18 protein-coding genes and 1 pseudogene are annotated in these 16794 nt (G+C 69.2%); 10 read left to right on the forward strand and 9 right to left on the reverse strand.

What is annotated here, in order from left to right; all coding sequences use genetic code 11:
* Positions 1 to 132: 132 nt before the first annotated feature.
* The 6 genes from OG811_RS23630 to OG811_RS23655 all read right to left on the reverse strand — a co-directional run bounded on the left by OG811_RS23630 (position 133) and on the right by OG811_RS23655 (position 5671).
* Entirely contained in the window at positions 133 to 1050 is a 918-nt protein-coding gene (locus OG811_RS23630; RefSeq protein ID WP_406068756.1) for an IS982 family transposase, read from the reverse strand.
* 36 nt (positions 1051 to 1086) lie between these two features.
* Entirely contained in the window at positions 1087 to 1512 is a 426-nt protein-coding gene (locus OG811_RS23635) for a hypothetical protein (RefSeq protein WP_406068757.1), read from the reverse strand.
* Positions 1513 to 1754: 242 nt separating this feature from the next.
* A complete protein-coding gene (locus OG811_RS23640) occupies positions 1755 to 2846 on the reverse strand; it encodes a hypothetical protein (RefSeq protein ID WP_406068759.1) in 1092 nt (363 codons plus the stop codon).
* A 46-nt stretch (positions 2847 to 2892) separates the two neighbouring features.
* Positions 2893 to 3993 carry an SPFH domain-containing protein gene (locus tag OG811_RS23645; protein WP_406068760.1) on the reverse strand — a complete coding sequence of 367 codons (1101 nt, stop codon included), beginning with the start codon at positions 3991 to 3993 and terminating at the stop codon, positions 2893 to 2895.
* 232 nt (positions 3994 to 4225) lie between these two features.
* Positions 4226 to 4630 carry a hypothetical protein gene (locus OG811_RS23650; RefSeq protein WP_406068761.1) on the reverse strand — a complete coding sequence of 135 codons (405 nt, stop codon included), beginning with the start codon at positions 4628 to 4630 and terminating at the stop codon, positions 4226 to 4228.
* Positions 4631 to 4690: 60 nt separating this feature from the next.
* Positions 4691 to 5671 carry an MBL fold metallo-hydrolase gene (locus tag OG811_RS23655; protein WP_406068763.1) on the reverse strand — a complete coding sequence of 327 codons (981 nt, stop codon included), beginning with the start codon at positions 5669 to 5671 and terminating at the stop codon, positions 4691 to 4693.
* Positions 5672 to 5934: 263 nt separating this feature from the next.
* Between OG811_RS23655 and OG811_RS23660 the strand changes: the two genes are divergently transcribed.
* The 5 genes and pseudogenes from OG811_RS23660 (at position 5935) to OG811_RS23680 (ending at position 9410) form a co-directional block, all read left to right on the forward strand.
* The gene (locus tag OG811_RS23660) at positions 5935 to 6921 is read left to right on the forward strand and encodes a helix-turn-helix domain-containing protein (protein ID WP_406068765.1); all 987 of its coding nucleotides are present in this window, start codon (positions 5935 to 5937) and stop codon (positions 6919 to 6921) included.
* Between the two features lie 96 nt (positions 6922 to 7017).
* Positions 7018 to 7189 (forward strand): annotated as a pseudogene (locus OG811_RS23665) (ISAzo13-like element transposase-related protein); the annotation flags it as partial.
* 426 nt (positions 7190 to 7615) lie between these two features.
* Positions 7616 to 8134 (forward strand): S8 family serine peptidase, encoded by a 519-nt coding sequence (locus OG811_RS23670; RefSeq protein WP_406068766.1) that lies wholly within the window; start codon positions 7616 to 7618, stop codon positions 8132 to 8134.
* 194 nt (positions 8135 to 8328) lie between these two features.
* Positions 8329 to 8835, forward strand: a complete 507-nt coding sequence (locus tag OG811_RS23675) for a transposase (RefSeq protein ID WP_406068768.1) — start codon at positions 8329 to 8331, stop codon at positions 8833 to 8835.
* A 5-nt stretch (positions 8836 to 8840) separates the two neighbouring features.
* Positions 8841 to 9410, forward strand: coding sequence for a transposase (locus tag OG811_RS23680; RefSeq protein ID WP_406068770.1), 570 nt, complete (start codon positions 8841 to 8843; stop codon positions 9408 to 9410).
* Positions 9411 to 9597: 187 nt separating this feature from the next.
* Here the strand turns inward: OG811_RS23680 and mraY are convergent, their stop codons facing one another.
* Positions 9598 to 10701 (reverse strand): phospho-N-acetylmuramoyl-pentapeptide-transferase, encoded by a 1104-nt coding sequence (gene mraY / locus OG811_RS23685; protein WP_406068771.1) that lies wholly within the window; start codon positions 10699 to 10701, stop codon positions 9598 to 9600.
* 256 nt (positions 10702 to 10957) lie between these two features.
* On the opposite strand from mraY, the gene OG811_RS23690 reads away from it, so the two are divergent.
* From OG811_RS23690 to OG811_RS23705, 4 genes are all read left to right on the forward strand, one after another.
* Positions 10958 to 11188, forward strand: coding sequence for a hypothetical protein (locus OG811_RS23690; RefSeq protein WP_406068772.1), 231 nt, complete (start codon positions 10958 to 10960; stop codon positions 11186 to 11188).
* A 12-nt stretch (positions 11189 to 11200) separates the two neighbouring features.
* Complete coding sequence (locus tag OG811_RS23695) at positions 11201 to 11536, forward strand: helix-turn-helix domain-containing protein (protein WP_406068775.1); 336 nt, start codon at positions 11201 to 11203, stop codon at positions 11534 to 11536.
* A 312-nt stretch (positions 11537 to 11848) separates the two neighbouring features.
* The gene (locus tag OG811_RS23700) at positions 11849 to 12151 is read left to right on the forward strand and encodes a hypothetical protein (RefSeq protein ID WP_406068777.1); all 303 of its coding nucleotides are present in this window, start codon (positions 11849 to 11851) and stop codon (positions 12149 to 12151) included.
* Complete coding sequence (locus OG811_RS23705; RefSeq protein WP_406068778.1) at positions 12148 to 13773, forward strand: amidase; 1626 nt, start codon at positions 12148 to 12150, stop codon at positions 13771 to 13773. The genes OG811_RS23700 and OG811_RS23705 overlap by 4 nt, the downstream gene beginning before the upstream one ends.
* A gap of 204 nt (positions 13774 to 13977) precedes the next feature.
* Here the strand turns inward: OG811_RS23705 and OG811_RS23710 are convergent, their stop codons facing one another.
* Both OG811_RS23710 and OG811_RS23715 read right to left on the reverse strand, forming a co-directional pair.
* Positions 13978 to 14430 carry a thiamine pyrophosphate-dependent enzyme gene (locus OG811_RS23710; protein WP_406068779.1) on the reverse strand — a complete coding sequence of 151 codons (453 nt, stop codon included), beginning with the start codon at positions 14428 to 14430 and terminating at the stop codon, positions 13978 to 13980.
* Positions 14431 to 14552: 122 nt separating this feature from the next.
* Entirely contained in the window at positions 14553 to 15080 is a 528-nt protein-coding gene (locus tag OG811_RS23715) for a hypothetical protein (RefSeq protein ID WP_406068781.1), read from the reverse strand.
* 449 nt (positions 15081 to 15529) lie between these two features.
* Between OG811_RS23715 and OG811_RS23720 the strand changes: the two genes are divergently transcribed.
* The gene (locus tag OG811_RS23720) at positions 15530 to 16765 is read left to right on the forward strand and encodes a potassium transporter TrkA (RefSeq protein WP_406068782.1); all 1236 of its coding nucleotides are present in this window, start codon (positions 15530 to 15532) and stop codon (positions 16763 to 16765) included.
* The last annotated feature ends 29 nt before the right edge of the window (positions 16766 to 16794 follow it).

A 16794-nucleotide genomic window follows, 5' to 3' on the forward strand; every position in this document is an offset into this window, starting at 1 on the left:
GGCCCCTCTGCCGCCTTGTGTGGTCTGGTCTCGGCCGTCAAGGTCGTCTCGCTGTCTCCTCGCTGCCTCTCGCTTTGGTTCTCGACTGGCCGGACCGAGCACGTTTACGCCTAGATGATTGATTCCAAGGGCTCAGTGGTCGTAGGCGACCAGGGATCTGAGGACGGGCTGGCCGGTGTGCCAGTTGTGCCAGATCGTCGCGGTCAGGGTCAGGACACGCTGCAGAACGCGGGCGGTGACGCCGGTGATGGTGCGTCCGCCGTGTCGTTCCAGGTCAAGCTGGCTCTTGAAGGTTTGGTTGACCGATTCGATGCTTTGGCGAAGCGCGCGTAGCAGTGGCCGGCCGGGGCGGGGCGCCTCGCCTTTGTAGGCGGGCCGGATGACGGTGACGTCGCGGGCGTTGAGGTGGGCTTCGGTCGCGGCGTCACGGTAGCCCTTGTCCACGATCAGTAGGAGCCCGTCGGGGTGGGTGAGTAGACCTTGCTGGTCGAGGTCGAACAGGTCGAGTAGCATTTCCCGCTCGTCGGTTTTTGGGGTGGCCAGCGTGAACGCGACGGGCAGCCCATGCACAGTGGTGATGAGGTGCAGGCGTAGTCCCCAGAACCGGCGCGAGTGTGAGGCGCAGTAGCCGTACCCGGCCCAGCCGGCCAGCTGCGAGCGTTTCACGGTCTCCCGGGAGCGGCCGCACTCCACCGGGGTGGAGTCGGCGATACGGACCGGGTGCTGCCACAGGTCGGTGTCCAGCGTCAGGACGCGGATGAGCCGGGTGATCTGGCTGGTCAACGCGCGGAGCCGTTTGTTGTAGCCGGGCTGCTTGGGCATGAACGGGAACAGGTGCCGCAGGTGAGCGCGGGCGTGGCGGACCCACCGGGCCTCGTTCGGATAGCCGAGCAGGACCTGCAGCACCGCCAAGGTGATCAACTCGGCGTCGGTGATCTGCGGGGCCAGGCCGACCACCGGCCGATACCGGGCGTACTGCGGTGACGCCTTCAGCTCGTCATCGATCTTCACGTACAGTGCGGTGGCGAGGGTGTCTCTGTCGACGTGCACGTGGCCTCCATGGTCATCGTTGCTTCGCAACGTCGATCATGGACACCCTCGCTTCGTGTCAGCTACCCCTTGGAATAGATCGTCTAGTCGTTCGGCGTCAGCGTGAACGATGTCGCCGTAAATCCACGCGAACCCGAGGACGTTGTCGGTCAGCTGTTCGAACTCGCCGGAGCCCGCTTTGGACACCTGGAGGTAGTAGCCTCGAACATCCCGTCCCTTTGGTTGGATCGATGTCCATTCGGCCTTGAGCCCCCGCAGGTTCTGCATCACCGGCTCCGGCGCGCCTGTTATGTGAAGGAGGTAGCCGAGGGCCTTGAGGGCCTTCCCATAGTGGGTCGGGTCGTCGTTGAGGATCAGCGGCCGCACCCGGGCTGCAGCCGATTCGACCTGCTCCTCGGGCGGGAACTCTTGGATCCAGGTCGCCGTACCCGTCGAGGGTGTGACCTGGATCTTGGACCGCATTTGTGCCAGCGAGACCAGGGCGGCGCGATCGCGGGCGAGCAAGTGTTCCTCGAACGAGCCGCATAGAAACCCAGCTCAGGCCGAGTGACAGGGGTTTGGAACCCCACAGGGTGCTGAGCCGATGACCTGCCCACCAAACGCGTTTCAGTCCGGCGAGCACCTGGTCCGGCTCCAACCGGGTGGCTCGACGACCGCCAGCTGGGGTGTCCATTTGCGCTGAGTCCGGGAGGTGTCCCGCCGGCTCAACGGCTCGTCAGGTACGCCACCACGATCGCCGTGACCAGCGCCAGCGCGGCCAGCACCGCCGCCGTGATCTTGGCTGCGCTGTACGGGCGCTCGCCGATGACCTCGCCGGTCCGGGCGTTGACCAGCACCTGGTACGACCGGCCGGCGTGCAGGTACGCGGCGATCCACACCGGCAGCAGGAGCAGCTTGTAGGTCACGTCCGCGTAGGTGGTGTCCACGGAGTTGACCCGCTGCTCGTCACCGCCGATGTCCGACCGGCAGTCCCGCTCGATCACCGGCGCCATCCGGGCCTTCGCCTCGGCCAGCCCCGCCTCGGGCTCGGTGTCGTACCGCAGGGCGTGATACCCGGCCAGGTAGTCCCCGTGGTACGCGACCGCCTCGGCCAGTGGCCACGGGGTCAACTGGTCCAGCCTCTTCTCCGGCAGGGCCGTCGTGGCGGGCACCAGCACGTCGTCGAAGTCCCGACGGACGGTGCCGCTCGCCGGATACCACCGGGTGTGCCGCACCTGCCGGGTGCGCGTCTCCTGCCGACCATCCACCGTCACCGTGTACGTCTCGGTGACGTAGTAGTACTCGCCGCGCTGGCCCCGGTAGTCCGAGAGGGTCCGCGCGTCGAACGTCCAGTGCGGCAGGTAGGTGCCCTTGAGGGTCTCCGCCTCGCTGATCTTCTTCAGACTGTTCGGCGCGAACCAGCGGCTGCGGCACCACCGACCCAGGGCGGTGCACACACCCGCCTGATCCAGGTTGAACGGCAGCACCGCCTCCGGCGCGATCAGCTCGATCGCCGCGGCGTCCGCCACCAGCGGAGTGGCGCAGAACTGGCACCGCTGGGCGAGCGCGTCACTCTCGGTCCGGGCGCCACAGCCCGGGCACACGTAGGAGTACGCGCCGACGCTGGCCGCCGGCTTGCGCGGCAGCGCGACCAGCCCGGCGTACGGGTGCTCGCGCACCTCCCGGCCAGCACCGGCGATCTGCTGCTGGTGCCCGCAGTACGGGCAGCGCAGCATGGTCGTTCCCGGTGAGTACTCGACCCGGGCACCGCAGCCCCCGCACTGGTAGGACGGTGGGGAGACAGCCGTGTCGCTCATCAGCGCGCCCTCCCCCTGGAGCGCCGCGGCCCGCTCGCGTACGGCGTCATTGCGGCGGCAACGGTGGTGGGACGCTCGCCAGCACCGACGCCAGCTCCGGCACCTGCGAGGCCGGCTGCCACTGCGCCAGGCCGGACCGCCACACCAGCGTGTCCGGGCCCAACGTGCCCGCGGCCGCCCGCTCGGCCAGCCCGCCGAGGTCGAACGGGCCCTGCCGCTGGCCGGCGACGCCGACGTACCACTGCGTCTGGTTGGGCAGCGGCGGCGGCTCGACGGCCGGCGGGGTGCCGGCGCCCGCCATGCCCCGGGCCACCTGCTGGCCCGCGGCCATGCCCATGCCCAACCCGATGCCGGTCCCGGCGCCCCCGCCCGGGTTCTTCGCCGCCTCCTCGATGGCGGCGGCCGCCTGGTAGCGGGTGAACCGGTCCAGGTCTCCGACGGCGCCCATGCTGGTCCGCTTGTCCAGCGCCCGCTCCACCTCCGGCGGTACGGAGACGTTCTCGATCACGAACTTGGGGATCGCGATGCCGACCTCGGCCAGTTCCTCGGTCAGCACGGCGGCCAGCCGCCGGCCGATCGCGTCCTGGTGTGCCGCGAGGTCCAGCAGCGGCACCCCCGCGGTGGCCAGCGCGCCGCCGAGCCGCCCCACGATGAGCTGGCGCAGATATTCCTGTACCTCCTCGGTGCGGAACTGCGGATCGGTGCCGACGAGTTCCCGCAGGAGCCTCTGCGCGTCCACCACCCGCGCCGCGTAGGCGCCGAAGGCCCGCACCCGGACCACACCGAACTCGGCGTCCCGCAGGATCACCGGGTTCTGGGTGCCCCATTTCATGTCGGTGAACTGCCGGGTGTTGACGAAGTACACCTCGGCCTTGAACGGCGAATTGAAGCCGTACTTCCAGCCCTTGAGGGTGGACAGGATGGGCAGGTTCCGGGTCTCCAGCGTGTACGTGCCGGGCGCGAACGCGTCGGCGATCTGCCCCTCGTTGACGAACACCGCCGTCTGGGACTCGCGGACGACCAGCCGGGCACCCATCTTGATCTCGTTCTGGTACCGGGGAAAACGCCAGACGATCGTGTCCCGGCTGTCGTCCAGCCATTCCACGATGTCGACGAACTCGCCCCGGAGCTTGTCCATCAGCCCCATGGTGCCGCCCTTCCCCTCGCCGCCGGGTTCACCGGCGTCGCGGTGACGATAACAAGCGCCCACAAGGCGTACCTGGTCACGCTGTTTGGCGTCGGCGTACCGCAGGGGTGCCGCGTCAGACAGGCGGAGCGCGGCAGGCGATGAAGTACGTCATGCTGATCTATCAGGGCACGGCCCTGGCGGGCCAGGCGACCCCGCTGACCGGGGAGGAGCAGAAGCCGGTCCGCGCCGACTACCAGGCGATCAACCAGACGCCGGGGGTCACCCACCCGGGCGCCGATGGGCCTGCCCTAGAGGGATCGACTTCTGCGACTGCTCGTCGGTGCGGTCCTTGGCCGAGACGATCCCCACGCGAGTCGTTGACCAGCCGAGTGCCGTAGATGTAGGTGGTGTCGCCGTCCTCCAGGATGGCCGAGCCCCAGGCGATCCGGTCGGCCACCGGCAGCGGGGTGAGCGAGCGCAATGTCAATCCGGGCAGGTCGAACGACGCGAGGGCGGTGCCGGTCAGCTTCAGGTCGAGGGGGTTCGGGCCGGACCGCCGGTAGTGGTTGTAGAGCACCCGGACGGTGGAGCCCTCGACGGTGCCGTCGCCGACCCAATATCCGGCGTCCCGCTCGCCATCCATGAAATGTGTCATCGATATGAGGCCGGGGTGTAGGGATCCGGACACCGACCGCAAGAAATGTGGACAGCCGCCTCAGCCGACGCTGGTCCAGGGCCGGGTCAGGTGGGCGGTCGCCAGCACGGCGCCGCGGGCGCGCGCGTGGGCCAGCAACCACTGACGGCTCCGCCGGGCCGCCTGCGGATCCGCCTCGAACCGGTAGCCCACGCCGGGGTCGACCAGCTGCACCGCGTGCACCAGGACGTCGCCGGTGACGATGAGCTGCGCACCGCCCCCGTCCACGACCACCGACTGGTGACCGGGGGTGTGGCCCGGCGTCGGCACCACACCGATCCAGCCGCCGGCCCCCCGGCCCGCGGTGGCCAGGCGGGCGGCGCCGTCCGCCTCGTCAAGCTGACCGGTGGCGCGCAGCGGGTTGACGACGTACGTCATCGCGGCCTGATCGGCGGTCAGGGCCACCACCTCCCGCCGCTGCACCACGTAGCGCGCGTTGGGGAACATGGGCGTTCCGTCCGGCGCGACCGACCAACCGAAGTGGTCCTCGTGCAGGTGGGTCAGGACCACGGTGTCGACATCTTCCGGATCGATCCCCGCCAGGTCGAGTTCGGCGGGCAGCCGGCCCGGCACCGGTGCCCAGCCGGAGGCCGGGCTGTCGGCGGGGCCGACCCCGGCGTCGACCAGCGTCAGCCGGTCCCGCGGTCCGCGGATGGCGAAGCAGCGGAAGTCCAGGTGCCACGTCTCCCCTGGGCCGAACGCGCCGGGGTCGACGGCCCGGGCCAGCTCCCAGTCATGCGGCGTAGCCTCGGGAAACGCCTGCTGCCGTTCAAGGAAGAACGGCCCCGACGCGTCGAGCAGTGGCGTCACTTCGAACGGGCCGACCGACCGGGACCCGACCGTCGGTCGGCCGGCCCGGCGTACCTCGCGGGCCCGGGGGGCCGCGCGGCCCGCGTCCGCCGCGCTCGCCTGGCCGGCGACGCTCAGCGAGCCGGCGACCGTCACGGCCGTCGCGGCGAGCAGGAACCCTCTGCGCCCGAACTCTGCGGATGTCTCACTCATCGTTGGCTGCCCTTCCTCGTGGGTCGCCGGGAGACCGGACCGGTCCGTTCCGGCGGGGTCGGCGACGACGCTAGAGCCGGTTTCCGCCAGGTGCGCCCCGCCCGGGACACCACTGACCTGATCCTGTCGACGGCTGTCCAGATTGCGCCGCCGGAGCGGACGGACCCGTTTCTAGAATTGGTTCGGCGATCCGCCGCGGGTCCGGCGATTCACAGGGCGCCGACCTGGTGGGCTGCGCGGCGAACGAGGCGGGGAGGTCTGCGATGCCGGTCGAGGGGCCGAGCGTGGCGATGCTGGCCTACGCGGGCGCGGGCAGCTTCGACTACATCACGGTCAACGAGATCTTTGGTGTGGACTATTCATACCGATTCGGATCGTGGTACCGGACCAGGACCTGCGCCATCGAAGCGGGGCAAATCGAGCTGGACGGCGGGGTCACTGTGTCCGCCCCGTACGGGCTGGCCGAGGCGGAGGCCGCCGACCTGCTCGTCGTACCGGGCTGGACGAGGGAACACGAGGTGCCGCCCCGGCCGCTGCTGGCCACCCTGCGGCGGGCGCACCGGCGCGGGGCCCGCATCATGTCGATCTGCACGGGGGCATTCATCCTCGGCCACGCCGGCCTCCTCGACCACCGGCACGTCACCACGCACTGGGCGACCGCACCGCTGCTGGCCTCGCTCTTCCCCGCCGCGACCGTGGACCCGCGGGCGCTGTTCATCGACGACCGCGGCGTCCTCACCGCCGCCGGCATGTCCGCCGGCATGGACCTCGCCCTGCATGTGGTACGCGGGGACTACGGCGCGGACGCGGCCACCGCGCTCGCCCGCAGGCTGGTGCTCGCCGGCTACCGCAGCGGCGGGCAGGCCCAGTTCGTCGATTCGCCGCTCAGCCCCGACCCCGGCGACCCCCTGCCTGAGTTGCTGGACTGGATGCGCGGGCACCTGGACCAGCGGTGGTCGCTGCGGTCGCTGGGCGAACGGGTGCACATGAGTCCGCGGACACTGGCGCGGCACTTCCACCGCCTCACCGGGATGAGTGCGCATCAGTGGCTCACCCGGGAGCGGGTGCTCGCCGCCCAGCGCATGCTGGAGGCCGGCGACGAGCCGATCGGGCGGATCGCCACGCGGACCGGGATCGGGTCGACCGCCAACCTTCGGCACACCTTCCGCCGAGAACTCGGGATCTCGCCCCAGGCGTACCGCGCCCGGTTCCGCGCTCGCCGGACTCTGGCTGCGACCTCGGACCGGTGAAGAGGCTTCTGGCTGCGTTCCCGTGATGCCTGGTTAGCGAGGGGTACGCCGGGCCGATCGACTCGGCGACCTCGTGAGCGCCCTGCGGGACGCCGGGGCCGCCTCGATTACCCGCAGGCCACCCGCCTGTTGATCACCGCGGACGGGGGCGGCTCCAACGGCTACCGCTACCGGCTCTGGAAGGCCAGAGCTTGCCCGGCTGGCCGCGCAGACCGGTCTGGTGATCACCGTCTGTCATTTCCCGCCGGGGACCTCGAACCTGAACCAACGCACCCTCGGCGGCCTTGGGCTCGGTAGCCAGAGCCCTCTCGGTATTGGAGGCGGGCTCGGCTCGCCAAGCGGGGCGGGCGGAGGCGGCTTCGGTGCCGGGGGCGGGGGTAGCCCTGTCGTCGCCGGCGGCATCAGTACGGGCGGCATCCCCGGCATGGTCGGCGGTGGCAACGGCAGGGTGCCGCCGGTGACCAGTGCGGCCAGGGCGGTGCGCAACGCGACCGGAGTCGGTCGCGATGCTGCTGGCGCGGGTGGCTCACGGGGCAGCGCCGGCGGTTTGATCGGCGGCGCCGGTGCCGCTGGGCGGGTAGTGGCGCCGAGCACGACGAATCCGGGCCCGGGTCGTCGTGGTTGACTGAGGACGACGACCCGCGGCGTGCCGATGGCACCGGTTCCCCGGGCATCTTGCGATGAGGACGGGCGGATGAGTGTGAACGTCGGCGTGCTCCGGCCTGTCGCGGCTGGCCTGCTGGCCGTGCTCCTGACGGGTGCCGCCGTCCAACCTGCCGTCGCCGCGCCGCAGCGGGCCGAGCAGTGGTACCTGGACGAGCTCCGCATCGGCCAGGCTCACAAGCTTTCCACCGGGCGTGGGGTGACCGTCGCGGTGGTGGACAGTGGCGTCGACGCCACCCACCCGGACCTTCGGGGGCAGGTTCTCCCCGGTGGTCGGAGCTATGGCGCGTCCGGCGACGGCCGCGCCGATGAGGACGGTCACGGCACCCACATGGCCGGCATCATCGCAGCGACGAACGCCGCCACCGACGGCGTGGACGGGATCGCCCCAGACGCCAGGATCCTGCCCATCAAGATCAAGAAGGGTAAGGGTCCGGTTAGCGACCAGGCGCAGGCCCAGGGCATCCGGATGGCGGTCGACGGTGGTGCCACGGTGATCAACCTGTCCGTCGGTGGGCCGGGCGCCCGCTGGCGCATCGATCTGCGGTGATCACTGAGGGCGGCGAGCCGGTGACGCCCGTTGCTAGGGTCATCGCCATGATGGCGCTGCGACAGGAGGACGCGTCCGTTGGGCGCTCGCACGACTCGATGGTGACAGTCCGCGCCGTCGTCCGGAAAGGACCGGTCCGATGATCCCCGGGTCACGTGAGCCCTCAGATACCGATGTAGTGTTCCGTCTCAGTTTTGACTAGCCACTTGCTGGAGGGTGACTCGTCCACGTCGGACCTTGGTGAGGATCGATTCGGTGGTGGCGGTCCAGACGGGTTCGAGGTGTGGCTGGTCAACGCCCGTGACGTCAGGCATCTACCGGGTCGCCCGAAGACCGACAAACTCGACGCGGTGTGGCTGTGCAAGATCGCGGAGCGGGGGATGGTCCGAGCCAGTTTCGTGCCACCGGCGCCGATCCGGCTGCTGCACGACGTCACCCGTTACCGGGTAGACCTGATCGGTGAACGCAACCGGGAGAAGAACCGGGTGGAGAAGCTCCTGGAGGACGCGCAGATCAAGCTGTCGGTCGTGGCCAGCGACATTTTCGGGGTGTCCGGGCGGGCGATGATGGACGCGATGATCGCCGGTCAGCGTGACCCGAAGGTCCTCGCGCAGCTGGCCCGGACCAGGATGCGTACCGGATTCGGGAACTGGAAGAAGCGTTCGTCGGGCGGTTCTCCGACCATCACGCGTTCCTGCTGACCCGGATGCTCGCCCACATCGACACCCTCAACGCGGACATCGCCGCGGTCGAGGACCGGATCGACGAGCTCGTCACCCCTTTCGCCCGCGCGGTGGCGGCCCTGGATGACATTCCCGGTGTCGGCCCCACCGCAGCCCGAGCCATCATCGCCGAGATCGGGGTGGACATGAAACGGTTCCCGACCGCCGGGCATCTGGCCTCCTGGGCGAAGTTCGCCCCCGGCGTCAAAGAATCCGCCGGTAAGAACAAAGGCAACGGTGCGACCGGCCACGGGAACCGCTACCTCGCCCGGACCTTAGGCGAAGCCGCGGTCGGCGCGGCACGCACGAACACGTTCCTCGGCGAACGCTACCGCCGCATCGCCCGACGGCGCGGGAAGAAGAAAGCGATCGTCGCGGTCGGCCGATCCATCCTGGTCATCGTCTGGCAGCTCCTATCCACCGAGCAGGCCACCTTCATCGATCTCGGATCGGACTACTACGACAACCGTGGAGGCACTCAACGGGCAGTCCGCAACCACATCCGCGGCCTACAAACCCTCGGCTACCAGGTCACCCTCCAGCCCGCCGCATAAACTCCCGTCCACACGACGCCCGGCGACGCTACGCGCCACCGAGCGATACCCCACGTCCGCTCAAGGTCATTTTCGGATCAGCTCACGGCCGCTGTCATGCTCGAGTGATCAGCTGGCACCCGGGTGGGGAACCAGGCTGCCAGGTGGATCACCGTCGGTGGCGCGACAAAGGCTTGTCGCGTGGCTCTTATCCAACGACCGCCAGAAAATCCGAGTAGAACAGGCCCAGGCCGACCGCCACGCAGACGCCGGCCACGATCCAAAACCGGACCACAATATTGACCTCGCTCCATCCGGCGAGCTCGAAGTGGTGGTGCAACGGCACCATCCGGAAGACGCGTCTACCGGTGGTCCGGAACGAGACGATCTGGATCACCCAGGTCGTCGTGATGATGACGAAGAGCCCGCCGATCATGATCGAAAGCAGCGTGGTGCGGGTTACCACCGCGAGCCCGCCGATCAGGCCGCCGAGTCCGAGCGCGCCCACGTCACCCATGAAGATCCGCGCTGGTGACGTGTTCCACCACAGGAAGCCCACGCAGGCGGCGGCGGCCGCCGCGGCGATTATGGCGATCTCCAGGGGATCCCGAACCTGGTAGCAGTAGTCGTTCACGCGGCCGTACGCGTCGTCGGCGCACCAGTGCCGGTACTGCCAGAAGCCGATCAGCGCGTACGCGCCGAGCACCAGGATCGACGCGCCGGTGGCCAGGCCGTCGAGGCCGTCGGTGAGGTTCACGCCGTTCGACATCGCCGTAATCACGAAGACGATGACCATGACTGAGCCGACCTTGCCGACGTCGAGCCAGCTGATGTCGCGGATGAGCGAGATGTGCTCGCTGGCCACGGTCTGGCCGTTGGTGCTCGGCACGTAGAGCGCGGCGATGCCGAAGCCTGCGCTGACGATCGCCTGGCCGAGCAGCTTGCCTTTGGCGGACAGGCCGTCGGAGTTGCGCCGGCGCACCTTGAGAAAGTCGTCGAAGAAGCCAACCGCGCCACAGAAGACGAACAGGCCGAGCAGCACCAGGGCCGTCATTGTCGGGCCCTCCTGCGCGATCTGCCGCTCGGGCAGGGTGGTCAGGGCGATGTGCCCGGCGACGTAGGCGAGGACGGTCGCCACGATGAAGACGACGCCGCCCATCGTGGGCGTGCCCTTCTTGCCCTGGTTGCTGGCGAGCCCGATGGATCGGATCGGCTGGCCTGCCTTGAGCGCGGTGAAGACGCGAATCGCCACCGGCGTGCCGAACAGGGAGATGATGAACGCGACCGCGGCCGCGACGATGACCGCCCTCACGGGCGAACCTCCACGCGATCCAGATTTCTCACGGCGTCCCCACCGAGCTTCCAGATCAGCGCCCGACGTCTCGACCTGAGCTGGCGGTGCAGATAGTCCTTAGCGGAGTCATGGATCATGAGGCATGAGCTTGCCATCCGCCGGCGAGCGGAGCAGCCCTGGACCTCACAGCGCCGTGGTCCGTAAACTCGCCGACGCGCATCCGACGGCGATTTTGCAGGGCCAAGCCCGCTTGACCCGCTGGAGGAGTCCGGAGGTGTTGCTTGGGGGCCCTGAGCTGCGACCCAGAGCCCCCATACGACCGGCCCAGTACCCGCAGATCCAGGTCGACCCGAACGTTCTCTACGTCGACAATGGCCAGTTCCTGACCTCCGCCGCCGCCGGACTCGATCTGCGCCTGCACATGATCCGATGCGACTACGGCGCCACCGTGGCAGCCGACACCGCCCGCCTGTCCGTCATGCCCCTGGAACGCGCGGGCGGGTAGGCCCAGTTCATCGTGCACGAACCGCCCACCCCCGACGGGGCCACCCTGGAGCCACTGCTGTCATGGATGCGTGACAACGCCCGGCACGAACTGACCCTCGCCGACATCGCTCACCACGCCGGCCTGAGCACCCGCACCCTGAACCGCCGCTTCCGCGACCAGACCGGCACCACGCCTCTGCAGTGGCTGCACCGCGTACGCGTCCACCGAGCACAGCACCTCCTGGAGACCACGGCCCATCCCATCGACCGCGTCGCGGGCCAGGTCGAATTCGGCTCCACCACCGCCTTCCGGGACCGCTTCAAACGCATCACCGGTACCAGCCCTCAGGCCTACCGCCGTTCCTGACCGGTCCATGACGATGAGGCACGGCAGGCGGGTGAGGCGGTCAGACTGCCTCCATCGAGATGTCGAAGGCGAGCAGGTGCTGCGTTGATCTCTGCACGGCGCTCATTGTGACCGTCACACGACCGCCCCGCCGACCCGTCGTCGGCGGGCGCCCGCCCCGGTCCAGCCGCTGCGGGGTGCCGCGTGATCGGCAAACCCAAATATTGCTCAACTTGTACCCGCGCCCCGCCGCCGGGAGTTGCCACCGGCCTACGGTCAAGGTCACTTCGACCGGGACCCGCGACACCCCCTGTCGCACGACTTGGGAGCATCATGGCACCTACTCCGCCCACGGATGCTGAGCTGAACGTTCTGATCCGTGCCCGGCTCGCCGCACTCGGCGTCGACCTCGACCAACTCCCGCCAGGGACCAGCCCCGACCCGGAGACCGGCTCGCCCGGCCGGGACTCCGTGCTCGCCTCGCTGCGCTCCTTCGTGCGGGGCACCGTGGCGACGCTCGCCGCATACCAGTTGCCCGCTCCCGATGGCACCACTCCCGATGCCGCGAAGGCGCTGTCGCAGCAGCACGTGCCGGTCCTCTACCCCTCCAACAGCACCGAATGGCGGAAGGCATGACGTCCGAACCGTTTGATCGTACGGTCGACCGCCGCGCGTTTCTGACCCGCGCTGCGGCGCTGGCCACCGTCTCCGCCGTGGGCGTCAACGTCGGACTGCCCTCGGTGGCGCTGGCCACCAACGCCAGGCCGGGCGCGGGGAGACGGCCGCTGGACCAGCCGAACGCCTACACCCAGCCCCGGCCGGAGGCGCTCGCCGAGCCGTCCGAACTCACCATCGCCGAGGCGGCCTGGCTCATCCGTGCCGGCAAACTCACCCCCGAGCATCTGGTCGAGGCCTACCTGGCCCGCATCTCCCGGTACGACGGCATCTACCAGGCGTTCAACCAGGTGCTCGCCGATGCGGCCATTGCGGCCGCGAGAGCTGCCGGACGCGGGCCCCGGCACGGCGTGCTGCACGGCATCCCGCTGGCCATCAAGGACAACTACTACACGGAAGGGGTCCCCACCACCGCGAACTCCTTCCTGTTCAAGGACTTCGTGCCTCCCTACGACGCGACCGCCGTGGCCCGGTTGAAGGCAAGCGGCGCGATCGTGCTCGGCAAGACTCAGATGGGCCCGCTGGCGACCACCCGTGCCACCACGCCGGCCGGGGTGATCACCACGGTGAACGCCTGGACGCCGACCGACCGCGGCATCGACCCGGGCGGATCGTCCACCGGCACCGCCACCGCGGTCGCCGGCCGGATGGCCACCTCCGGCATCGGCACGCAGACCGGCGGCTCGATCACCGCGCCGTCCAACGCGCAGAACCTCACCGGCCTCAAGCCGACCATGGGTCGTGTCTCGGCGGCCGGCATCATCCCGCTCACGTACACCCGCGACCATCCGGGCCCGTTGGCTCGCGATGCCAAGGACGCCGCGATCATGCTGACCGCGATGGCAGGCGAGGACCCCATGGATCCGCGCAGCCAGGGCCTGCCTGACGTGCCCAACCTGATCGATGCGGCCAGCCCGGTCTATCAGGGGCGCCGCGTCAAGCTCCGCTGGAAGACCCGGATCGGGGTCCTGCCGGGCTTCACCAACGGCACCTCGCCCACTGCGCTGGCCCGTGCGGCGTACCTGGCGCAGCTCGCCGCGATCCCCGGCGTCACCCTGGTGAACGTGCCGCTGCCGGACGGGTGGAGCCAGCTCACCGGCAGCACCTTCAACAACATCCGGCTGCCCGAGCGGGCCGAGCCGTTCATGCCGTACCTGCGCACGGACCTGCGCGGCTTCGGGGTGTCGGTGACCAGCTGGCTGCAAGGAGCGCTGATGGGTGGCAACGAGTTCATCACCGGTCAGCGGGCCAAGCTGCTGCTGATGGACCGGGTGCTGAACGATCTCTTCGACGGCTGCGACGCGGTGGTGCAGACCGACGCGGTGCCCTTCGACATCCTGGGCCTGCCGGAGATCGCCTTCCCGATCGGCTTCACCACCGCGGGGCTGCCGATCGGCACCATCCTGGGTGGCCTCCCATACGCCGAGGACCGGCTGTTGTCGGTGGTGGCCGCCTACCAGGCGGTGACGGACTGGCATCTGCGGCGGCCGGCCGACCCGCCCGCCACCGCTGGCGCCCGGGGCGCAGCTCCTGCCGAAGAGCTCCGCCTGACGGCCGAGGAGGTCGCCGAGCTCAGCCAGTGATGCAAAGGGCGGGCATTCGATGTCCGCCCTTTGTGGCCTCGGCGATTTCAAGGATTGTCATTTACGTCAACAGGAGGCGGCCTTGGCAAGTGTTTCGGCGGTGAGAGTGGCGAGCCGCGCCGGCTGCCCAGCAGCCGGCGGGCAAGCGGAGATGCGCGGTCGGCGCAGACCAACGAGGTGGCGGCCCGCGCCGGTGAGGTGACCTCACCCCGCAGCGGTCTGGCCGAGCACCGCCCGCCGGAACGCAGCCGCATGCTCGTGCAGCGCCTCCGCGATCCGCGGTCCAGGGTCATCGACCGACGCGGATATCCGGCAATGCACGAACAGCGGACCCGGCTGACCTGCTGTTCGTCGCGCGACCGTCGCCGTGAGCTTGGCCGGCTCAGCGGTCGACATGACGTACGGGTAGCCCGCCGCTGATGCGATGCCGGCGAGGTCGTGGCGCTCGGAGTAGGTGGGTTGTCCGCCCGTCGAGGCGTACTGGCCATCGTCCAGGACGATGTGCGTCAGGGGCAGTTCCGGCATGGAGCCGATGGTGCACAGCACCGAGGTGTTCATGAGAACACTGCCGTCCCCATCGATGATGATGACCGGGCCGCCGGTGGCCGACGCGATTCCGGCGCCGATCGCTGCCGCCAGCCCCATTGATCCGGTCATGTAGAGGTTGTGGGGACGATGGCCCAGACTCTGCGCGATGCGTGAGGTGTATCCGGTTGTGCAGATCACCGGGATGGAACCGGCGGCGTCGAGGATTGCCGTGATCGCTTGCCGCTTGGATGTCACTTGGCGGCACCCCACCCGAAAAGGCCAGGCTTGATCAACAGCGCGGCGGTCCGTCCGGCGTTCACGTCGGCAAGTGCCGCCGTCACATCACCCTCCGGATCCGACTCACCACATCGGTGTGCCGGAATTCCCATGGCCGTCAGCAGCCCCTCGGTAACGGCTCCCATGACAAGGTTTTCCTCGGTGGTGTCGAGATCCGTTCCCCGCATCCCGACCACGAGCAACATTGCGAGCCGGTACGGGAGCACCAAAGAGGCGAGGGCGTTGACGCTCTGCCCGAGGCCGGAGTTCTGCATCAGCACCACCGGCGTACGCCCGGCCAGGCACGCGCCGGCGGCCATCGCCACCGCGGTGTCCTCGCGAACGACATTCTGTGTGGGGACGAGCTCGGTGAGCCGTTCGAGCAGTGGTGCCTGCAGGCCGTCCGGCGTGAAGTAGAAGGGTCCTGAAGCCCGTTGCGTCAGGCTCGTCGCCACCGCGTCTGCCACCTGGATACCGCTGCGGGCTGTCATTTCCAACGTCATCTGGGATCCAATCCGGGCCCGGCTCGTGGCCGATGGCTGGTTATGGGAGTTGCGGAGCCTTCATCCGGGTGGGACGCGGACGAGTTGCGCCGGCCGTGGCCGTGTCGGCACCTTACCTCCCCGATCTTTGTTATCAGAGGGCGATGTCGATGTGATGCCAGCGGGGCCCGGCGCGGTCCAAGCCGGGTTCGCGGTCGGATGAGGGCAGATCGAGGCCCGAACCAGCAGGTATCATCAATGAAAATATTTAAATCTAGGGATCATTGGCCATTGTCTGACGGGTCGGACGAGGACGGATGAGCCGATTGAAATATGGCTACATTTACCGCAAATAGGCGCCTGGGCGGGCTTCGGCAATTCTTCTGATGACATGTGAACGGCGGACTACCAGGATGTGGGAATCCATGACATCATCGCCACTCGACGGCCTCCACTAGGGACGGTGTTCCTTGGCGTGGCCGTCCTGGTGGCCTGCGTCTGGCAGGTGCGCCGACTGGGGGGTCGGGGGAGACCAAATTGGCAATGCCAAGCTTTCGCGCGTCAATCATCGGCGCCCGGCACGCGGCGGCCTGGTCATCAGCGCCTCAATGATCGATCCGCACATCACAGTCGTCGGCAGCGGCTCACTGGCCCGCTCCGTGTGCTTCTCGCTGGCGGCACTCTCTTCACCGGTGCCGGCAACACCGATCCGGGTCACCGTGCTCGCACGGGGTGGAGCCGCAAGCGACATCGCTCGCATCTGCCAGATCCGCGCTGCGGTGACCGGTAGCGGCGTCACCTTCGTGGGCGAGGCGCTGCGCGACGAGGTCGATGCAATGGCGCGGCTTCAACCCGGCGTGCTGCTCTGCTGCGCGTCGGCTCAGTCCCCGTACGAGAAGACCACCGCGCCGTCGGCGTGGACCAGCCTGATCGCGCGGGCGGGTTTCGGAGTCTCCTTGCCCCTGCAAGCCGCCCTAATCGTCCGGCTCGCTCGTGCCGCCGCGCAGGCCAGCCCGCAGACGATCATCGTCAACGGCTGCTTTCCCGATGCGGTGAACCCGCTCCTGGCCGCCCTCCAAGCCCCGATCACGTGCGGCATCGGCAACGTGTCGACCCTCGCGGCCTGCCTACAGGCCGCCATCGGCCTGCCCCACCAGGATGACCTGGCCCTGCTCGGCCACCACGTCCACCTTCTCCAGCCCGGGCGCCCGGAAGACGAGGTGCTGGCCTGGTACGCGGGGCAACCACTGCCCGACGTGACCAGCCTCCTGGGCCCTGCGCGCGCGATGGACCGACGCGAGCTCAACGCCATCGCAGGGCACGCCGCCGCCCGCCTGCTGCTCGCCCTCGTCACCGGTACCGAGGTCCACACCAATCTCCCCGGACCGCTCGGGCTCCCCGGCGGATATCCGGTCACCGTTGCCGAGGGATCCGTTACGTTGCGTCTCCCGCCGCACGTCACCCGTGCCGACGCGGTCGCGTGGAACCTGCGGGTCGGCCGCGCCGACGGTGTCGAGGTGGTCGGTGGACGGGTCGAGCACTCGCCGCAGGCGACCGATGCACTTGCGCCGTACCTGCCTGAACTGGCGGCGGGCTGGCCCGTCGCCGCCCTCGACGAGGTGATCGAGCGGCTGACCGAGCTACGACGACGGCTCCGACTGGCCCCTTCGGCCCCGCTCGTAGTCGCCGGGCCGGGCACGACCTAAGGAGCATGAGCGAAGTTGAATTCGACAGT

This window comes from Micromonospora sp. NBC_01638 (genome assembly GCF_045209745.1).
Classification (GTDB): Bacteria; Actinomycetota; Actinomycetes; order Mycobacteriales; family Micromonosporaceae; genus Micromonospora.

What these genes read in the sequence shown, in the direction of transcription:
- OG811_RS23635 (WP_406068757.1), bottom strand. Translation starts at nt 1,512, where the DNA reads ATGCGGTCCAAGATCCAGGTCACACCCTCGACGGGTACGGCGACCTGG.
- OG811_RS23640 (WP_406068759.1), bottom strand. Translation starts at nt 2,846, where the DNA reads ATGAGCGACACGGCTGTCTCCCCACCGTCCTACCAGTGCGGGGGCTGC.
- OG811_RS23645 (WP_406068760.1), bottom strand. Translation starts at nt 3,993, where the DNA reads ATGGGGCTGATGGACAAGCTCCGGGGCGAGTTCGTCGACATCGTGGAA.
- OG811_RS23650 (WP_406068761.1), bottom strand. Translation starts at nt 4,630, where the DNA reads ATGACACATTTCATGGATGGCGAGCGGGACGCCGGATATTGGGTCGGC.
- OG811_RS23655 (WP_406068763.1), bottom strand. Translation starts at nt 5,671, where the DNA reads ATGAGTGAGACATCCGCAGAGTTCGGGCGCAGAGGGTTCCTGCTCGCC.
- OG811_RS23660 (WP_406068765.1), top strand. Translation starts at nt 5,935, where the DNA reads ATGCCGGTCGAGGGGCCGAGCGTGGCGATGCTGGCCTACGCGGGCGCG.
- OG811_RS23670 (WP_406068766.1), top strand. Translation starts at nt 7,616, where the DNA reads ATGAGTGTGAACGTCGGCGTGCTCCGGCCTGTCGCGGCTGGCCTGCTG.
- OG811_RS23680 (WP_406068770.1), top strand. Translation starts at nt 8,841, where the DNA reads ATGCTCGCCCACATCGACACCCTCAACGCGGACATCGCCGCGGTCGAG.
- OG811_RS23700 (WP_406068777.1), top strand. Translation starts at nt 11,849, where the DNA reads ATGGCACCTACTCCGCCCACGGATGCTGAGCTGAACGTTCTGATCCGT.
- OG811_RS23705 (WP_406068778.1), top strand. Translation starts at nt 12,148, where the DNA reads ATGACGTCCGAACCGTTTGATCGTACGGTCGACCGCCGCGCGTTTCTG.
- OG811_RS23710 (WP_406068779.1), bottom strand. Translation starts at nt 14,430, where the DNA reads ATGACCGGATCAATGGGGCTGGCGGCAGCGATCGGCGCCGGAATCGCG.
- OG811_RS23715 (WP_406068781.1), bottom strand. Translation starts at nt 15,080, where the DNA reads ATGACGTTGGAAATGACAGCCCGCAGCGGTATCCAGGTGGCAGACGCG.